Source organism: Methanosarcina sp. 2.H.A.1B.4, assembly GCF_000979385.1.
Taxonomy (GTDB): domain Archaea; phylum Halobacteriota; class Methanosarcinia; order Methanosarcinales; family Methanosarcinaceae; genus Methanosarcina.
Map to the genome: position 1 here is coordinate 64402 of NZ_JJOV01000074.1, position 18809 is coordinate 83210.

The window sequence follows — 18809 nt, forward strand, 5'->3', positions numbered from 1 at the left end:
CATCTAGGAAAACAGATATCGGAAGGCAATTCAAAGCATTTTTTCCATTTTAGGGTTTTACCTGTCCTTAAATTATAATACCGGGAATTCCAATATTACTAAAGGACTCTTTTTCGGGGGGAGGTCATGAAAATCAAATCCGTTAATCCTTATACTGAAGAAGTAAACTGGACTTACGAGGCATTATCTTTCGGGAACTGCGAGGACCAGATTGAAAATTCCAGGGCTGCTTTTTCAGGGTGGGGTTCTCTTTCGGTTGAGGAAAGAACGACGTATATTGCGCGGGCAGCTGAGATACTCAGGCAGAACAGGAGGGCATATGCCGGGATTATTACAAAAGAAATGGGAAAGCCTATCAGTCAGTCGCTTGTAGAGATTGAAAAATGCGCCTGGCTTTGTGACTATTATGCAGAAAATGCGGCAGAGTTTCTGAAAGACGAAGTTGTGGAAACAGAAGCAGAAAAGAGCTATATCACCTTTGAGCCTCTGGGAATTATTCTCGGGATCATGCCCTGGAATTTCCCTTTCTGGCAGGCTTTCAGGTTTGCAGTGCCCGCACTGACTGCAGGAAATGTATGCCTGCTAAAGCATGCATCCAACGTGCCCGGGTCGGCTCTTGAGATTGAAAAGATCTTTATCGAAGCCGGGCTGCCAGAAGACGTATTTAAGACCCTGCTGATAGACTCTAAAGCTGCCATGGAAATCATTGATGAGGACCTTGTGGACGGGGTTTCGTTTACCGGAAGCGTGGGAGCCGGGTCTCAGATAGGAGAGCTCGCCGGAAGAATGATCAAGCCGTTTGTGCTGGAACTTGGAGGATCTGACCCTTTCATAGTGCTTGAGGACGCGGATATAGACCGGGCTGCGCTGGTTGCGGTAAGATCCCGTTTCCTCAATGCCGGGCAGAGCTGTATTGCAGCCAAGAGGTTCATTGTAATTGAAGATGTTGTTGTGGATTTCATCGAGGCATTCGAACTGCATATGCAGGAGCTGAAAATCGGGGACCCCATGGATGAGGAAACTGACATAGGGCCGGTGGCAAAAAAAGAATTTGTTGACAGCCTTGAAAAGATCCTGAAGGATGCAAAAAAGAAAGGGGCGGAACCTTACGTTTACGGGAAGGAACAGGATAAAGGATTTTTCTTCAGACCGACCCTTATCCCTGCAGCCAGTACGGACATGAAGGTCTGCAATGTTGAGGTATTCGGGCCTATTGCACCCGTAATCATGGCAAAGGATGAGGATGAAGCTGTGGAGATTGCAAACTCCACGGAGTTCGGGCTCGGAGCCGAGGTCTGGTCTGCAGACCTGGAGAGAGCCGAGCGGCTGGCAAAAAAAATCAGGTCAGGTTTTGTAACCATCAATGGAAGGGTAAAGTCCGATCCAAGGCTACCTATTGGAGGGATCAAGAAATCCGGGATCGGAAGGGAGCTTTCGTATTACGGGCTAAAGGAATTTGTAAACGTAAAGACCGTCGTGGTTAACAAATAAAAATCGATCGAGTAAGATTTAGAATCGAGTAAGATTTAGAATCAAGTAAGATTTAGAATCGAGTAATACTTGGGGTTTTTTATGAAAGCTTCGGACCTTTTTGTTGCCCAGCTTAAAGAGGAAGGCGTGGAATATATTTTCGGACTCCCTGGAGAAGAAAATCTTGACTTTCTCGAATCTCTGCGAAACTCAAACATTAAACTGATCATAACAAGGCATGAACAGGCTGCGGCATTTATGGCTGCAGCTTACGGGAGGCTGACAGGAAAACCGGGGGTTTGTTTTTCAACCCTCGGTCCGGGAGCGACTAACCTTGTTACAGGCGTTGCCCAGGCACAGCTTACAGGAGCTCCCTTTATCTCAATCTCCGGACAAAAGGCGCTGATTGACAACTGGCAGGCCCGTTTCCAGCTTGTGGATGTTGTCAGGATGATGGAACCGCTCTGCAAAAAGGCTGTATCCATCACCGACCCGGGGATGATCCCTACAGTAATCCGAAACGCCTTCAAGCACGCGGAAGCCGAAAGGCCGGGAGCTGTACATATTGAGCTTCCTGAGGATGTGGCTGGAGAAGAGACAGATGCAGTTGTGCAGAAGCGGAGCGAGATCAAAATCCCCCGTCCTGATCCTGAAGCTGTTAAAATGGCAGCAAGTATGATCCACGAGGCTAAAACTCCCCTTATAATAGTTTCTTCCGGAGCTAACCGGAAGGCGGTCACTGAAGAACTCGAATATTTTGCCAGAAAGACCGGAATCTACCTTGTGCACACACAAATGGGAAAAGGGGTAGTCCCTGATGACTGTCCTTATAGCCTCTTTGCTACCGGAATCCATGCAAGAGATTACATAAACTGTGGAATTGACGGGGCAGATCTGATAATAACAGTGGGTTACGATATCGTAGAATACCCTCCCTACCTCTGGAACGAGCAGCTGGATAAAAAGATCATAAATATAGATTTCGTGGATTCCGTACCTGACAGGTATTTCAATCCAACGATAGAAATCATTGGAGATATTGTCTCTTCAATCAGAGAACTTGCCGCAAACATCCCGGAAAAGCGAGAATTTCCGATCTTTGAGCATACCAGGAGTTTCATAGAGGAAAAAATAAGTGCTCCTGCCAGGAAAAGTTACCCCCCTCTTCCGCAGGCAGTAGTTCAGAATGTCAGGAAAGTGCTTGGGAGAGAAGACATAATCACGCTGGACAACGGGATTTATAAACTCTGGTTCTCCCGCCTTTACAAGACCTATGCTCCGAACACTGTGCTCCTGGACAATGCTCTTGCAACTATGGGTGCAGGGCTCTCGTCCGGAATTACCGCAAAACTTCTTCATCCGGAACGCCGCGTACTTGCAATCTGCGGGGACGGGGGTTTTATGATGAACTGCCAGGAGCTCGAGACCGCAATCCGCTATGGAATCTCTGTGGTTGTCCTGATCCTCAATGACAATGCCTTTGGCTTTATTAAATGGAAGCAGAAAAAAAGGCATTTTGAGGACTTCGCCCTGGACTATGGAAACCCTGATTTTACACTCTTTGCCAAGAGTTTCGGGGCTGCGGGAATCAAAGTCAAAGAAGACGATGACCTTGCAGAAGTTCTGGAAAAAGCTTTTGCCATGAATAAAGTAGTTGTTATCGAATGTCCTATCGACTATTCCGTAAACTATGAGACCTTCTCGATAGAACTGAGAAACCTTACATGTAAATTCGAATAAGCAGAGTTAAGCAGATTTAAGCAGATTTTTCTTCAAGGGTTTGCAGGTTGATATTATGCAAACCCTCCATTGTTGAAATCAAACACCGGGGTAAACAATTGGGAGATGCAGAGAAAACCTGTGCTTGAATCTCTGCCTGTAAGGCTCGGAAAATTTCCGGTAAAGGAGCGTGTATACTGATGAAATTGAAGGTATTCCGCTTTGATCAAGAAACCGGGGAGTCCCATTACGATACCTTTGAAATCGAACCCTCGGCAGGAATGACAGTGCTTTCTGCGCTATTCAAGATCCAGGAAGAGTTCGATGATTCCCTTGCCTTCCGCTATTCCTGCCGGGGGGCAGTCTGCGGGAGCTGTTCAATGCTAATTAACAAAATACCAGCGCTTGCTTGCCGGACCCGGATCGAGCCCCTTCTAAAGGGGGAAGGTAAAATAAAGCTGAAACCTTTTCCGGGAATGGAAGAGACCGTTTCCTGGAATCCCGAAAATGAGGTCCTTGTGGACCCCTTCCCTTCCCTGCCAAAAGTAAAGGACCTTATTGTGGATATGCCCACTTTCCGCAGTAAATATTCACATATTCACAATTTTTCCTGCTACCGATTTTCAATCAAACTCAGGTTTATTGGACTTTTATGCAGGTTGTAAAGCAGCTATATGATGTATCATAGAGACCAAAAAACGATATTATTCAATTTTCACCAAGTTCCATTAAAAGTCCAAATTAATTTGATTTGTTTCAAAAACGCTATCAGGAAAAATATTGATTTTCTAAAAAATACTGCGGAATGTGGGTTCTAAATTAGTATAATGAGATACTTGGAAAAATGAGATAGTTGAGTACAGAAAAATCGACAGTTAAAACGTTGATATTTAAAACGTTGACAGTTAAAAAGCAGACCGTGAGAAAGTCAATAGTGAGACAGTTTTCCCACATAAATCCGAAGGTTATTTGTGGGATTTTTAATTAAAAGTTTTTAGTTATATTTTCTCGGTCGTTTTCAATCTGAATTTCAGGCTTTTTAACTTATAAATTTTAATTTGCGCTTCCTAATTTGTAGATATAATATTGCAATTATTCAAAATATATTGCAATTATTCAAAATATATTGCAATTATTCAAAACCACTGGCTGATTGAGGCTACAGTTAAGGTAGTGCTATGCAAAGCGAATAAGGACTGTTTAAGGTATCTTAATTAAGGTACCCTTTTCTTTCAAGCCATTCAATCTGGGGTCTTGTGTATTTCCAGGTAACATCAGCTTTTGAGTCCTGAACTTCCCAGGGGTTGGCTATGACAACATCGCCTTCGCGGATCCACATTCTCTTTTTCTTGGAACCGGGGATACGGCCCATACGGACAACGCCGTCCATACACTGTAGTGTAACTCTTTTAGAGCCAAGTAAACTTGCTACTGTTGCCAGTACTTCGTTTCTGTCCTTACGTGGAGTTCTCACCCTTGTTACTTCCTGGGCGCCGTCTCCTGGCCCTACTGGTTTATTAGATCCTGCTTGTCTTTTTCTTATAGTGCTTCTGTAATTAGCCAGATAAATTCCTCCTCTGCTGATATATATCTTAATAATTTCAATTTAATTGTATTTGTTGATTATCATTCCAGATTCCGTTTGTTTTTCCTTCTTTTATGGATGCCATCAAAGACATTTGCGGTTTTGAACAGATTTAATTAAATTGTTATGTATTTGATTTCTGAACCCATCCATAAAAACAAAAGGCGAAAAACAAAGAAAATAAAAAAACGAATAGTGAAAATGAATTGGGTGTTAATTCAATAAATAATTAAATTAACACTCAAGCCAGATTATCATTAGAACTTCCTGTGGTTAGGAAGGCAATCTCTGCAGTAAACCGGCCGTCCTTCTGTTGGTTTGAACGGAACTTCGGTCTCAACACCGCAGTCAGAACAGGTTACTTTAGTCATTTCTCTGGGGCCGCTGTTGCCGCCTCTGAAACCACCACTTCCACCACGGTTGCCGTCTCTGCTGCCACCACGGTAAGAGTTTCCTCTGTCATTAAAACCCATTTTTGTTTCACCTCCGCTTATAGCGGATATCTATAGAGTAAAAACAAGATTGTATAAAATTTATTGATTAAAAACAAAAATTGGTTTTTAATAACAATTATACGTCTCTTTATTTTCAACTACTCCTACATAGGAGTTTAATTATATAAAATTTTCCATCAAAAAATATAGAGTAGTGCCCGTGAGTTATTGATTATGTCTGGCAAACCGGGCACATCTGCCTTCTTTGACCTGATTTGAGAACAGCCCATCGGTATGCGATTTTCATTAACTGACCCCATTAACTGACCCCCACGAACAAATAGAGTAACAGGATAAAATCAGCTCAATTATAAAAAAAGGATCGAAAGAAAGCTCAAATTTAGAGCAAATGAAAAGTGGAACAGCATAATCATTTAATAAAGTACATTATAAAAAGAAGTCGTCCGTTTGACCTGCTCAAGCTAAGCAAAACGGACATAATCTGTCAAGTGAAATTTTTCGAATAAATTCGAAATTAGTAGCGGTTCTCTCTGGGCTTCCTGTGGTTAGGAAGGCAGTCTCTGCAGTAGACCGGTCTGTCGGGATCAGGTTTGAAAGGAACCTGAGTTTCAGCGCCGCAGTCGGAACAGGTTGCGTTATGCATTTCCTTCGGGGCTCCGAAACCTCCCCGGTTACTGTCTCTTCCCCGGAAGGAGTTTCTGTCATTAAAAGCCATTTTCTTTTCACCTCCGCTTACAACGGATAGTCATTTGCTTAAAAATAAGATTGTATAGAGCTCTTTGATTAAAAACAGAAATTAGTTTTTAATAACAGATTATACATCTCTTTATTTTTAATGTTTCCACTATACAATCAAAATATATAAATCTTGCCTATACGGATTAAAAGACCATAAAAATATAATTCATCTGAAGCCACCTGCTTTTAAATCCAATAATCCAGATCCCTTTACTACGGCTCAAACGACCGATATTTAAACTCCACAGGCTTTTTGACCACTACTTTTCAGAAAATAATGGAACCTGACTTTTTTAATTACTCAATTTCTCTTTTAAGGTAGTGCCAGAAAGCCCATACACAGACCAGTTCCCAGCCCTCAGCACCAAATCTGTTGAGGTCTTCTGTAGTTCCTCTTCCCATTTTCAGGATTGGAACACACTTATATTCAAATTTTTTCACGCAATATATCCCGAATTTAATGTTTTTAAGACTTACGCACTTGAGGTACAAAATCAAGTTTATTATAACACTGTTGTTTTAATGTTCATTTTGAATAGTTGGGGAGTTTAATGCTATTGATTTCTCAGTTCAACTGCATAATTCCTGGTTTTTTCAAAGGAACATTCTGGTCTTAAGTAGAAATGGTACAAAACCTTCCACTGTCGGCAGTGGCACTATCCGAAAGCAGGAGTATAATGCATGTATGCATGTTAAGCCGGATAATACATGAAATAGCAAACTCTGCAAGCAAGTACAATCAGCATACCAGTAAAATAGTGCAATCTGATAAAAGATAAAACAGGATTATTGAAAAGAGGAATGAGAGGTTTAAACCGTGGAGCTGGTTAAAACCAAATAATATTAAGAAAGTTGTATTTTGTGAATTAAGCCTTATAAATTATCAGGCAGTTATTTAAGGTAGCCTTTACGCTCGAGCCACTCTATCTGAGGCCTGGTGTATTTCCATATAACGTCGGCTTTGGAATCCTGAATATCCCATGGAGTGGCAATTACGACATCACCTTCACGAATCCACATTTTCTTGTTCTTGGATCCGGGGATTCGGCCCATTCGGACAATACCATCCATGCACTGTAAATTGACCCTCTTTGAGCCTAAGAGACTTCCTACCGTTGCCAGTACTTCATGATTTTCCTTGCGCGGGGTACGCACCCTTGTTACTTCCTGAGTAGTTGGTGCGGCAGTTCCAGTTCCTGCTTTTCTCTTTCTTATATTGCTTCTATAGTTTGCCAGTTTGATTCCTCGTTGTATTATTACTTTTGAGTCTTTTATTCGCATTTTTTTATCAGATCATATTTTTTCGAACTTACTGTGTTCAACAATTCCTTTAGGTACTTTGGTGTGAAAGTTCATAAATGGATAGGAAGTAAAAAACCTCTGAAAAATCTAGAACCTCTGAGAATCCAATATCTCAGGAGACTCTCCTATTTGGAAGGTGGAGTAAATCAGTTCATAACCCATGACTTAGAGTTTACTTCAAAATTATTCAGAGCAATTCCAGATCTCGCTATATAAATATTAACTGAGATGTAATCAATGAAAATTTATGACATGACATGATAAATGAACATATAAAGACATAAGAGTTTCGATGCCCTTCACCAAAGATAAGGTAAAAACACAGAATAAAAAGTGGATTAAGTGTTGATGTAATCAGTTACAGCGCAACACTTTACGCGATAAATTCGAATTTAGAACTTCCTGTGGTTAGGAAGGCAGTCTCTGCAGTAAACCGGCCGTCCTTCGGTTGGTTTGAAAGGAACTTCTGTCTCGACACCGCAGTCAGAACAGGTAACCTTGTGCATTTCTCTGGGGCCACTGTTGCCACCTCTGAAACCACCACTTCCACCACGGTTGCTGTCTCTGCTGCCACCCCGGTAAGAGTTTCCTCTGTCATTAAAACCCATTTTTATTCACCTCCGCTTATAGCGGATACACATATCTCATAAAAATATGATAAGATATAATTTATTATTTAAAAACAAAAAAAGGAGTTTTTAATAACAGATTATGTCTCATTATTTTTACTAATTGTAAAAACCTCTTATGTTATATAAAATTAATCCACGTGAGCCGGAAGACATATAAAAGCGTCTTCCTCAAACATAAGGATCAGAGTAAAGAATCAAACATTAAAAATAAGACATTAAAAATAAGACATTAGAAATAAGACATTAAAAATAAGACATTAGAAATAAGAATATTTGGAAATCCTGCTGTCAAAAGGTTTCCATTGATAATAATTAAAAATCAAAAGCTCGGAACTGCTCTTATCACCGTAGTCGGGATTTTCTGGTTCAGGGAACCTGCCAATGCCCTCAAGATGATTTCTCTTGTCATTGTAATTGCAGGAGTTATCGGGCTTCATCTGAGTGATAGGGTTACATAATTGACCTGACTGACCAGAATGACCAGATTTACCTGATTGAAATAGGTTTGTGCAAGCAGAAGTAAGGATTTGAGGTTTTTCAGTATCTGATAGAAAGAATGCCGGCAGCCCGAGGTTCAAAGCTTTTTAGCCACAACTACAAACCCGTTAATTTTGTTACCTGTCCTGGTTTTGAGCTCTTCAACCCTGAAATAATCAATCTCAAACCCGCAGTCTACAAGCAGGAACACAAGCTCTTTTTCGGAGAAATGGTGTGCAATATATTCAACCTCTCCTGTTTCAGGGTTCAGGGCAAGGAAAGAACCTTCTTCTTTTGTAACCGGGAAGTCCTGAAGGTAGCGATTTCTGTAAAGCTTGAGGTGCCAGTTCTGCCCGAATTCCACAAGGTAAAGATAACCCCCGGGTTTCAGGACTCTGAAAGCTTCCTGAATTATCCTGGCTCTTTCCTGTGGGTCCGGCACAGAGGTCAAAAAAGCCTGCATGACTGCAAAATCGAAACTTGATTCGTGGAAAGGAAGATCAGAAGCATCCACAACCTTAAATTCAGCTCTCCCTTCTATCTTTCGATCCAGGCCCAGGTTTTTTGCAGCAGCTTTTGAAAGCTTGACAGCTTCAGTGTTTATATCTATCCCTGTTACCGAATATCCCAGGGAAGCAAGCTCAATGCTAATTTTTCCAAACCCACATCCGACATCGAGAATATTATAACCTTCCTGTAGATAACTATAAACTACGGGGTAAAGCTCAAGACTTGAGGGTATGTTCTTTCCGGGAACCATTTCCCAGTATGATTTTGACATAGAGAAACAGAATACAGGTAAACAATAAAGAACATTTCGAAACCCATAAAATACTCTGAGATGCCAGCCTTAAGGGGAATAAGGACAAAAGGAGCTGGAAAATATAAAAAGGGGGTAGATAAATGAATAATCTGGAAATCAATAAAACAGTATGGAAATAAAACAGTATGGAAATAAAACAATATGGAAATAAAACAATATGGAAATAAAACAATAAAGATATTTCAGGCAACTCCTGAATCCGCCCTCAGTTGCTGCCTGAAAAATTCTTATTGTTAAGGGTTAACCCCGTTAACACGGACTTTGACACCGCCTCAGTACCGTTTAATTCAGGGTTTTAATCCCGCAGCGATCCTGTGACAACCTGTCCAGGTAGCAATTCACGGGATAACACAGTGGCTTCTGCTGCAAGGTTCCGGAAGGAATCGGATCTTTGACATCAATGTGGATGCAACAGATGCCACCGTTTCAGGTTGGAAATGCCCTTAACATTCAAGTTTTTCTCAATGTTTTTGGAGTACTTACTCTTTGGAGATTAGTTCCTTTCTGTTTTTGAGACCTTTATTCCGTTACGTTTTTAAAGACCTTTATTTCCTTCACTTTCATAAAGATCTTTTAATTCCCATAGATTGTTTCAAAGCTTTTAGTTTCATTTTGCCTGGAAAACAACTTGGGGTTAGAATTTCATATTGTAAAATTAGAATATAAGTATACTTTTTTTAATAGTTTTGTTACCTTACAAAATTGATGCTTTTAAACCTTGATAATACTTTATTTTCCTTGATAAAAGATCTGAGCAATTCACATTCAATAAAGAGAATACATAAACCCCTTTATCAAACATACAAGGGCGGTATAAAAAAAGAAACAACTATTGATCCTTTCTTATTCCTCTATGTACCGTTAAATATGAAAAATAAGCTGTATTAATAATGAAGAGAATTTAAACGTCTTAAAAAGCTTTAAATTTCCTTATCAGGATTTAAAACCCGAAAGAACCTGGCAAGCTATTTGCACTCAGTATTATTCGCTGAAAGAGCGAAATACTTGCGGAAGGCTTGAGGAAGTTTCGGACGGCGTAAAAATTATCGAAAGCCTCCACCTACCCTGCTTTCCAGCTCATTTGAGCTCCTATTCAGGGATGGGGAGCTGACCTGCGGGGCGTTTTTACGATTACTCTTCCCTGCTTACACTCTTTTTTGCAAAGGCTCTTGAGGGATTACAGGAGGAAACGTATCTGTTGCCAACGCAGATCTCGCTGACCTCACCTCCGAAGAAGAGAGAAATAAAAACTATGGCAGGATGTCTGTTGCCTCAAATCTGGGATACATCTTTGGCCCTGCCCTTGCCGGAGCCCCTAGAACAACGGTATATGACGAGCTTCTGCCCGTGTCTGTAGCCCTCCGATTTCAGTCGAAAAGAATAAACCATTTTCAATTAGAACTTATAGGATGAATTCCAGAAAATAATCAATTCTGAATCAGGAGTGAAACAATATGGAATGGCCTGTAACTTCCGGGGACTACGTAATAGGAGACACGAATTCGAGCGTAGCTGTGGTAACTCTTGCCTCTGACTACACGGCATGGGGACTTAAGAACTATGCAATCTGCGGAACCTGTTTTACTGAAAACTTCGGGATTGAAAAGATAATAACCAATGTGCTTGCAAACCCGAACATAAACTGTCTGATCGTCTGCGGAGCAGAAAGCGCCCACCGGGCAGGTCAGTCCCTGATTTCACTTGCCGAAAACGGAGTTTCCACAATGGCAGGCTCAAGAAAAATAGCCGGCTCAAACTCCCCTCTGCCCTACTTAAATGAAATTCCCATGACTGCAATCTCCCGCTTCCTCAGGGAAATTAAAATTATAGACCTTGTCGGAAACAAAGACCCTGCCTCCATCCAGAAAGCAATCGATTCCTGCACCGGCCCGAAAAGAAGCGAAGCTCACATCATCTCAATGCCCGAAATCGATGAAAATAGCTGGAAAAAATACGAAAAACTGGTAAAGCAGAATGTAATGTCTAAGATTAAAAAAGGATGATCTGAAGAAGCCGTGGAAAGGAGAATCACATTTCTTAACATTTTTCGATTAAACCGGAATCCATTATTTTCTTGTTCAAGCTGCTAACCATCAGGAAAATGACGCAGGACGGGATATAATCTGGTCTGGAATCGAAAAATCATATTAAAAACAAAAACGTTAAATTTATTAAGAACGTTTCAAAGTCAGGATGTATCCTGCCGGCCCGGACCTTCTGGAATTCATAATAGACAATTTCAACACTGAAAATCTGCCCAGAAAAATAAAAAATATATTATACTTTACAATTGGTGTGTTTGCTTCTGCAATTATCTTTTTTTGTATTTTCCGCCTGTTTAGAATAGCTTTTTTATCAATATGTCATCAGTAGCTGCTGTTTAAAAAGGAATGAATCACAGCTTTTTAATAGATTTCCTTAACTCTCCCAACCTGCCCATCCGCTAATTGAACTTTTATCCCATGCGGATGAGTTGAAGAATTGGTTAAAATTCTCTTTACAACGCCCTGGGTAATTTTCCCGGTTCTCTGGTCCTGCTTCAGGACAATTCCCACTTTTAGTCCTTCCTTTATATTTGCTCTGATACTTCCATTGTTCATGGCAGAAGGTAAATTCATAGATATATAAATCAGTACGTTTTTAAAAAATTGAGATTCATTACTTATTTGTTTCTCTGCTTTCAAGCCAGTCAATTACCTTAGGCCAGAGGGACAATGAGATAATCATGGTAATCACAAAAACGAAAATAGAACCCGCAGCGATATCTACCAGAGTGTAAGCTGTTTCCCCCAGGTACATGTTGGTCAATAAAGCCCCAAACAGGAAGAGATTCATTAGCACTATCGAGGTGGCAATACTTGAGAGAAGCACGACTCTGGTCCTTTTGTCTTTGGATCCAAATTTTACCATATAATTCACCAGCAACAACCAAGTGTTCAGAATTCCCGAAAACCTAACCTTCAAAAGGTTCATCCGGAGAGTTTTTTAAGTACGCATGCAGGAAAGTTTTGTTAGCAACCTCTCACGCATGCGGCGTTCATTTTTTGACATTTACCTTAAATTATAAGCTTCAAAAGTATCTGCTCTGAACTTATTTAATCCTGCTTCTTTTCATTAGCAGGGAATTGGTTGTAACAGAAACTGAACTCAATGCCATGAAAGCAGCGGCAAGTTCCGGCGTAATCATAATCCGGAAGAAAATGGGGTACAGGATTCCTGCTGCAATAGGGATGCCCAGCATATTGTATCCGAAGGCCCAGGCCAGATTTTGCTTAATCTTATTAATGGTAAGCCGGCTCAGTTTAAGCGCTGCAACCACATCTCTCAGGTCATTTTTGATAAGCACTATTTTTGCAGATTCCATTGCTACATCCGTACCTGCTCCCATAGCGATTCCCACATCGGACTGAATGAGGGCAGGGGCATCATTAATGCCGTCACCTACCATGCCAACGAGCTTGCCTTCCTTCTGGAGCTTTTTGATTTCGTTTGCTTTGTCTTCGGGCAGCACCTCGGCAAGCACTCTCGGGATCCCTACCTCTGCTGCAATTGCCCCGGCTGTAATTGCATTGTCTCCGGTTATCATAACTACTTCGATGCCCATTTTTATCAGGGTCTCAATTGCCTCTTTAGAGTTCTCCTTCAGAGTATCGGCAACCGCAACAAGACCTATGATTTCACCCCCAAGAGCTACAAGCATTGCAGTTTTCCCATTTTCCTCAAATTTTTGCATTTTAACTTCCAGCCCCTCGAAAGAAATCATGTTTTCTTCCATAAGTTTGCGCGTACCGAGCAGAATTTTCTTTTCTTCAATGTATGCCTCAATACCTTTTCCGGGAATAGAACGGAAGTTTTTTGCCTCTGCAAGGCTTATTTTCCTATCATCCGCACCTCTTACAATGGCTTCCCCCAGTGGGTGCTCGGACCCTTTTTCAGCCGTTGCAGCAATAAAAAGCACTTCGCTTTCTTCGCGGCCAGAGGCTGCAAATACATCTGTAAGTTTCGGAGTACCTTCAGTAAGGGTTCCTGTTTTGTCAAACACGATAGTATCAAGTTTATGCGCCCTCTCAAGGGCTTCCCCGCCTTTGATCAGAATTCCGTTTTCAGCACCTTTACCAGTACCAACCATAATAGCTGCAGGAGTTGCAAGCCCAACTGCACACGGACATGAGATTACAAGGACAGTGATAGCTATGAGCAGGGAAAAAAGGAAAGGGCTTATTCCTCCGAGTTCTGCGGATTCCCCTACCCCGTAACGCCAGTAACCGATGAAAAACCAGAAGAAAAAAGCCAGAAGGGCAATTATATGTACGGCTACGATGAAGTTGCCAGCAAAAACATCTGCGACCCTCTGGATGGGAGCCTTGGTTGTCTGGGCTGCTTCTACAAGCCTGATTATCTGGGCAAGGGCAGTATCAGCTCCGACCTTTGTAGCCCTGAACCTGAAAGACCCTGTCTTGTTGAGGGTAGCCCCGATAACCGTGTCCCCTGCACCTTTCTCAACAGGGATACTCTCGCCGGTAATCATGGACTCGTCTATTGCAGAGCTTCCTTCCACCACAACCCCGTCAACAGGTATCTTTTCACCCGGACGGACCACAACAATGTCTCCAACGACTACCTCTTCTACAGGAACCTCTTTTTCCACGCCGTCTACAAGGATCCTTGAGGTTTTAGCCCTTAACCCCATCAATTTTCGGATGGCTTCCGAGGTTTTGCCCCGGGCTCTTGCTTCGAGGTACCTGCCAAAGACGATGAAAATAATCAGAAACGCTACAGTGTCATAGTAGAGGACATCATATCCCGGTCCCAGGTCAAGGAAAGTTGCTGCTACACTGATAAGATAAGCTGATCCGGTTCCTGCAGCAATCAAGAGATTCATGTCGGTTACGCCGTGCTTGAAGCCTTTGAAAGTCCCGACAAAAAACTGCCTGCCCGGAAAAAGAAGGACAAGGGTAGACATTATAAAAAGTACAATGTGATTGGAAAAGATTGAGGGCACAAACGACAGGAAAGGAAACATCATGCTCATGTTTCCGAGGGATATGGGAATGCCCAGCAAAAGGGCAACAATAAGGTTATTTCTCTGCCTGCGGATCTCAGCGTCCCTTGACATCTGCTCTCGGTCTTCATACTCAACCGTTTCAGCAGGGACCGATGCCCCATACCCGATTCCCTGAACTGCAGCAATAATTTCCCTGACAGAAATGAGGGAGGAGTTAAATTCCACAACGGCTTTTTCAAGCGGAAAATTTACGGAAACCGAGATTACTCCTTCGGTTTTAGTGAGGATCTTCTCAATATTTGCAGCACAGGACGCACAGCTCATGCCCTGAAGGTTCAGGGTTACTTTATCTTTCTCGACTTTATACCCTATGGATTCAATAGCTTCTTCAATTTCCTGAGGAGAGATCAGGGAAGGCTCAAAGCTAACCTTTGCCCTGCCAAGCTCCAGATTAACGGCTACTGAATCCACACCCTCTTTTTTCTTCAGGACCTTCTCGATATTCAGGGCGCATGCCGAGCAGGTCATCCCGGAAACTCCGAGGGTGATTTCTTTGGGGCCTTCTTTTTGCCCGGACAGCCGAGTTACTTCTTTTTCCGCCAGTTTGCACGCTTCGTCAAGGGTGCAGGAAATTCCCGCCGCCTCCTCACTCACAACGGTTCCCGAAACCTTTGATTCAGCTTCTTTATCAGCAACTTCCGGAGCTTCTGCTGTCTTTCCGGTGCTTTCTGAAGTTTCTTCCTGAGCCTCCGCTTCGGCCTCTCCTTCCTTTTCGGTTGAGTAGCCCGCCTCCAGGACAGCTTCCTTAATATCATCAAGGCTTACCTTTTCAGGATCAAAAATAACAGTTGCACTTCCGGCTTCAAGATTGACATCTACAGACTCCACGCCCTTAAGAGAAGAAATAGCATCCGCTACACTTTTCTGGCAGTGACCACAGGTCATGCCATAAACTCCTATCGAAATTTCCATCGGATATGCCGCCTATCCAGATTTTCAGACTGCCTTACCGCTTAAAAAGCGTTTAAAGATTCTCTGATATTCTTATAACCCGCTTCGAGCAGAGTCATCCTTATGACATGTGCATCGGTTATCCGGCTGTCATAGGTTACATTTACTGTCCTTTCAGGGACGTTTACGTTTACACGGGAAACCCCGTTAATAGAGGCAATGAGCCTGGTAACCGTATCTTTGCAGTACCTGCAAATCATATCATCTACTACAAGTGTTGTCTCCCCGATGTCTTCACCCCCAGATCATCAGCTGCTTTTAAACAGGCGTTCCACCCATATTATAAAAATCTGTACCTTTTACTATATAATAAATTCCTCGATATGAATAAATTGAGTATTTTGAGACTATTTAAATACATTATTCCAATTCAGACAGGCTCATATCCGGTTTCCTTCACCACAGCCTTTATTTTCTCCACGTCTATCTTTCCTTCATCGAATTCAACAACAGCCTGTTTGTTTTCAAGGCTCACGTCTACTTTCGTTACGCCTTCCAAACCTTCAATTGCCTTTTTAACCCTCATGACACAGTGTCCGCAGGACATGCCTTCAACTTTTATGGTTTCCTGAGTAATTGTTTCAACCTCCACTGATTTTTACTGACCGATTTAACATAATAAGTTTATGGAATACTGCATGATTGAAAAGATATATGTCCGGTCTGCTGCAAATTCTTTACTGCCCATAGTGACCGTCATAATACCCCAATAATAAAGATGCGTCAATTTATTTCAATTTCACCCGATGCCTTCATCCGGTCTCGTATAGCTTTAGGAGCAATAAGGGCTAATCCCCGCCATTTCAATGGTGGGATACAACCCGTCAACTTCGACATAGTAACATTCATTTAAGTCAAATTGCCTAATTCAGTACTATGCCTAAAGTAACTCGTTATAGAATCTATCCAACAAAATCACAAGTTACAAAGCTGAATTCTACTTTGGAACTGTGTAGATGGGTATATAATGAAACTTTGGCATTAAGAAAAAATGCATGGGAATCTGAACAAAAAAAAATCAGTTATTACGATTCTAAGAAAATGATCCCTATCTGGAAGTCTGTTCGTAAAACCGATAGATGACCCTCATTTTAATGAGGGGAGCAGTCACCTTCTTTCCATGTTTCTAACTTTGATTTTTTTATCAGTTTTATTATCACGGTTACGATAATGCCTAAAAGTTGTTTTTTATTTTGGCATGAAAGTACTGTGATTTGAAAAGTACTTTTATTTCTTTGTGCCTGTAATCTGAAGAATTTCATGTTTGTTTTTTACATTTTTACATATCTCTTTCTTCGACTATTCTAGTTTTGAATCAACGTTGGTAAGTAGCAAAAGTCAGAGGAATTTTACTTCAGAATTATTATTGAGGACATAGTCTGGTTATTTATAGAATGTGCAATTAACCATAAATATAATTTACATTTAAAGAAATGTAATATTATTAATCATTAATTATTTAATAAAGTGGGTAAGAGGAAACGGATAGTACAGGATGTACTACACTAGCTTTGAAAAATAGAAGCTATGTGGGGGAGATAATGTGAAGAGTAAAACTCTATTAATAGTTTTTACTTTGATATTCCTGATGGGAGTACCATCTACAGTATCGGCAAGAGATATTATAGTGGGCAACGGAAGTGGATCATATTCTACAATACAGGAAGCTGTAGATGGTGCAGAAGCTGGAGATGTAATTATAATAAAACCTGGAACTTATGTTGAAAACATAAATGTTTCAAAAGCAAAGCTAACAATTAAACCAGAAACAAATAACGTGTTTATTGAACCAGCAGACGTCACAAAGGCAACTATCATTCTAAGCAATGTTGGTATAACACTAACCGGCTTTGATATAAATGGTAGTGTTTACGTTAATAACGCATTGTTAGGTAATAATGAGTATTATCTAAACAATATGAGCCAGATAACAAACAACGTTATTGAAAATGGTGGTATTGGCGTAGGATCTGAGAGTTCCGGTATTATTATATCTGGAAACAAAATCACTGGTGGTACTGGTATAGACGTATCATGTTGTGGGGATTACAATGAAATAACAAATAATGAAATTTTAAATTGCCCTACAGGAATTTACGTTTATGATGAAAGATTTGTACCACCTATTAGTGGTAACAAAATAAACAACTGTGATGTCGGAATACATGTTTCTGGTTTATCTTATGATATTGAAAACAACGAAATCACAAATTGTGGTGTAGGAGTAGTAGCCGGAGAAACCGGTGGTGCAAATTTAATTGGAAATAAAATAATGTACTGCTCAGACTGTGGGCTTAAAGTGGTTGGGTCTTTAGAAGCTAAAGGAGCCTATAATAATTATTTCAACAACACAGTGAATGTAAAGTTTGGAGACTTTGAAGAGTCATATACCTGGAACACCTCCCTCACTGAGGGTACAAACATAATTGGTGGGTCATATATTGGAGGTAATTACTGGGCAAAGCCGGACGGGACCGGGTTCTCTCAGACTGCTATTGATGCAAACGGAGATGGCATTGCAGATTCAGCTTATGTAATATCTGAAAAGAACTATGACTATCTACCACTCACAGCTAAGTATAACCCAGTATTACCTGCTCTCGACTTCACAGCCAATGTAACTTCCGGAACTGCTCCTCTGGTTGTGTTATTCACTTATACTGGCACTGGAGAAACTCCAACATCCTGGCTCTGGAACTTCGGGGACGGGATAACCTCAAAGCATGCCCAAACGGCTACACACACATTCACGAAAACGGGAACATATAACGTTACTTTAACGGTAACAAATGCCGCTGGAAGCAATTCGGTAAGCAAACCCGGCTATATTACAGTTACAGCAATTTCGTCTGCTGAAAAACCTGTTGCAGATTTTTATTCTCCTGAAGCCGAAAAAGTATTGAGTGGAATTAATGATCAGGGAATTTTCGAAAATGAAGTTATTTCATTCTTTGACAATAGTACAGGCTCGCCAAGCTCCTGGCTCTGGGATTTCGGAGATGGAAATACCTCAACAGAGAAGAATCCCACTCATGCATATGGAAAAATAGGTGGGTATACTGTAAATTTAACCGTGAAAAATGCAGCTGGAAGTGACTCCATAAGTAAGTATGGTTACGTACTTATGGGAATAATGGATGAAGCTGCAACTCCTGCATACTTCTCGTCCGACGTAACTTCTGGAAAGGTCCCGCTAACAGTGACCTTCGTCGACGACCTGGATGCGAAACTTCCAAATTATCCGATCTGGCGCGAGTGGGATTTTGGTGACGGGGTCATTCAAACTTATATGGTGGATGCTAACGACTCTGCAACACCATATGCAACGCATGTGTACGAAAAGCCCGGTAAGTACACTGTATCATTATATATGGATAACCGCGGCGGCAAGTCTATCATAACAAAATATAATTATATCACGGTCACAGACCCTGAAACTGAAGATCCGAAGACAGAAAGCAACTTCAGCGACGATAGCAGTTCAGACGGGGGAAGCAGCCACAGTAGTAGCGGAAGCAGCAGCGGTGGTGGAGGCGGTTCTCCAGAACCTGCAAAAAACGTTGAGGTAAAGGAACTTTCCCAGACATTCATT

The 18809-nt window shown here is 41.4% G+C and carries 18 protein-coding genes; 7 read left to right on the top strand and 11 right to left on the bottom strand.

Annotation, left to right across the window (positions count from 1 at the left end; translation table 11 throughout):
• Nucleotides 1–126 precede the first annotated feature (126 nt).
• From EO92_RS11610 to EO92_RS11620, 3 genes are all read left to right on the top strand, one after another.
• Entirely contained in the window at nucleotides 127–1491 is a 1365-nt protein-coding gene (locus EO92_RS11610) for an NAD-dependent succinate-semialdehyde dehydrogenase (protein ID WP_048171745.1), read from the top strand.
• An 81-nt stretch (nucleotides 1492–1572) separates the two neighbouring features.
• Entirely contained in the window at nucleotides 1573–3210 is a 1638-nt protein-coding gene (locus tag EO92_RS11615; protein WP_048171747.1) for an acetolactate synthase large subunit, read from the top strand.
• A 179-nt stretch (nucleotides 3211–3389) separates the two neighbouring features.
• Entirely contained in the window at nucleotides 3390–3854 is a 465-nt protein-coding gene (locus EO92_RS11620) for a 2Fe-2S iron-sulfur cluster-binding protein (protein WP_052734349.1), read from the top strand.
• Between the two features lie 545 nt (nucleotides 3855–4399).
• On the opposite strand, the gene eif1A (EO92_RS17220) is transcribed toward EO92_RS11620, so the two are convergent.
• The 5 genes from eif1A (EO92_RS17220) to EO92_RS11645 all read right to left on the bottom strand — a co-directional run bounded on the left by eif1A (EO92_RS17220) (nucleotide 4400) and on the right by EO92_RS11645 (nucleotide 7877).
• Nucleotides 4400–4732, bottom strand: coding sequence for a translation initiation factor eIF-1A (eif1A, locus tag EO92_RS17220; RefSeq protein WP_082106045.1), 333 nt, complete (start codon nucleotides 4730–4732; stop codon nucleotides 4400–4402).
• Nucleotides 4733–5031: 299 nt separating this feature from the next.
• Nucleotides 5032–5247, bottom strand: coding sequence for a CxxC-x17-CxxC domain-containing protein (locus EO92_RS11630; RefSeq protein ID WP_048135151.1), 216 nt, complete (start codon nucleotides 5245–5247; stop codon nucleotides 5032–5034).
• 496 nt (nucleotides 5248–5743) lie between these two features.
• Nucleotides 5744–5944 carry a CxxC-x17-CxxC domain-containing protein gene (locus EO92_RS11635; protein WP_048135153.1) on the bottom strand — a complete coding sequence of 67 codons (201 nt, stop codon included), beginning with the start codon at nucleotides 5942–5944 and terminating at the stop codon, nucleotides 5744–5746.
• Nucleotides 5945–6858: 914 nt separating this feature from the next.
• On the bottom strand, nucleotides 6859–7182 hold the full coding sequence (eif1A, locus tag EO92_RS11640) for a translation initiation factor eIF-1A (protein WP_082107615.1): 324 nt from the start codon (nucleotides 7180–7182) through the stop codon (nucleotides 6859–6861).
• A gap of 479 nt (nucleotides 7183–7661) precedes the next feature.
• On the bottom strand, nucleotides 7662–7877 hold the full coding sequence (locus EO92_RS11645) for a CxxC-x17-CxxC domain-containing protein (RefSeq protein WP_048141258.1): 216 nt from the start codon (nucleotides 7875–7877) through the stop codon (nucleotides 7662–7664).
• Between the two features lie 326 nt (nucleotides 7878–8203).
• On the opposite strand from EO92_RS11645, the gene EO92_RS17845 reads away from it, so the two are divergent.
• Nucleotides 8204–8359, top strand: coding sequence for a hypothetical protein (locus tag EO92_RS17845; RefSeq protein ID WP_235283312.1), 156 nt, complete (start codon nucleotides 8204–8206; stop codon nucleotides 8357–8359).
• A gap of 116 nt (nucleotides 8360–8475) precedes the next feature.
• Here the strand turns inward: EO92_RS17845 and EO92_RS11655 are convergent, their stop codons facing one another.
• On the bottom strand, nucleotides 8476–9159 hold the full coding sequence (locus EO92_RS11655) for a class I SAM-dependent methyltransferase (protein WP_048171749.1): 684 nt from the start codon (nucleotides 9157–9159) through the stop codon (nucleotides 8476–8478).
• A 1496-nt stretch (nucleotides 9160–10655) separates the two neighbouring features.
• Here EO92_RS11655 and EO92_RS11660 point away from each other — a divergent pair.
• Nucleotides 10656–11204: a tetrahydromethanopterin S-methyltransferase subunit A gene (locus EO92_RS11660; RefSeq protein ID WP_048171751.1), complete on the top strand. Its 549-nt coding sequence runs from the start codon at nucleotides 10656–10658 to the stop codon at nucleotides 11202–11204.
• 402 nt (nucleotides 11205–11606) lie between these two features.
• Here the strand turns inward: EO92_RS11660 and EO92_RS11665 are convergent, their stop codons facing one another.
• From EO92_RS11665 to EO92_RS11685, 5 genes are all read right to left on the bottom strand, one after another.
• Nucleotides 11607–11801, bottom strand: a complete 195-nt coding sequence (locus EO92_RS11665) for a YwbE family protein (protein ID WP_048131411.1) — start codon at nucleotides 11799–11801, stop codon at nucleotides 11607–11609.
• A 58-nt stretch (nucleotides 11802–11859) separates the two neighbouring features.
• Complete coding sequence (locus EO92_RS11670; RefSeq protein WP_048131396.1) at nucleotides 11860–12111, bottom strand: hypothetical protein; 252 nt, start codon at nucleotides 12109–12111, stop codon at nucleotides 11860–11862.
• Nucleotides 12112–12292: 181 nt separating this feature from the next.
• Nucleotides 12293–15178 (bottom strand): heavy metal translocating P-type ATPase, encoded by a 2886-nt coding sequence (locus EO92_RS11675; protein ID WP_048171753.1) that lies wholly within the window; start codon nucleotides 15176–15178, stop codon nucleotides 12293–12295.
• Nucleotides 15179–15219: 41 nt separating this feature from the next.
• Nucleotides 15220–15417 carry a heavy-metal-associated domain-containing protein gene (locus tag EO92_RS11680; protein ID WP_048131394.1) on the bottom strand — a complete coding sequence of 66 codons (198 nt, stop codon included), beginning with the start codon at nucleotides 15415–15417 and terminating at the stop codon, nucleotides 15220–15222.
• Between the two features lie 170 nt (nucleotides 15418–15587).
• A complete protein-coding gene (locus tag EO92_RS11685; RefSeq protein ID WP_255350347.1) occupies nucleotides 15588–15809 on the bottom strand; it encodes a heavy-metal-associated domain-containing protein in 222 nt (73 codons plus the stop codon).
• 284 nt (nucleotides 15810–16093) lie between these two features.
• Here EO92_RS11685 and EO92_RS17230 point away from each other — a divergent pair, with 284 nt between their 5' ends.
• Nucleotides 16094–16300, top strand: coding sequence for a helix-turn-helix domain-containing protein (locus EO92_RS17230; RefSeq protein ID WP_235283314.1), 207 nt, complete (start codon nucleotides 16094–16096; stop codon nucleotides 16298–16300).
• Nucleotides 16301–16760: 460 nt separating this feature from the next.
• Nucleotides 16761–18809 (top strand): PKD domain-containing protein (locus tag EO92_RS18825; protein WP_162197471.1); only part of this gene is annotated, 2049 nt, incomplete at its 3' end.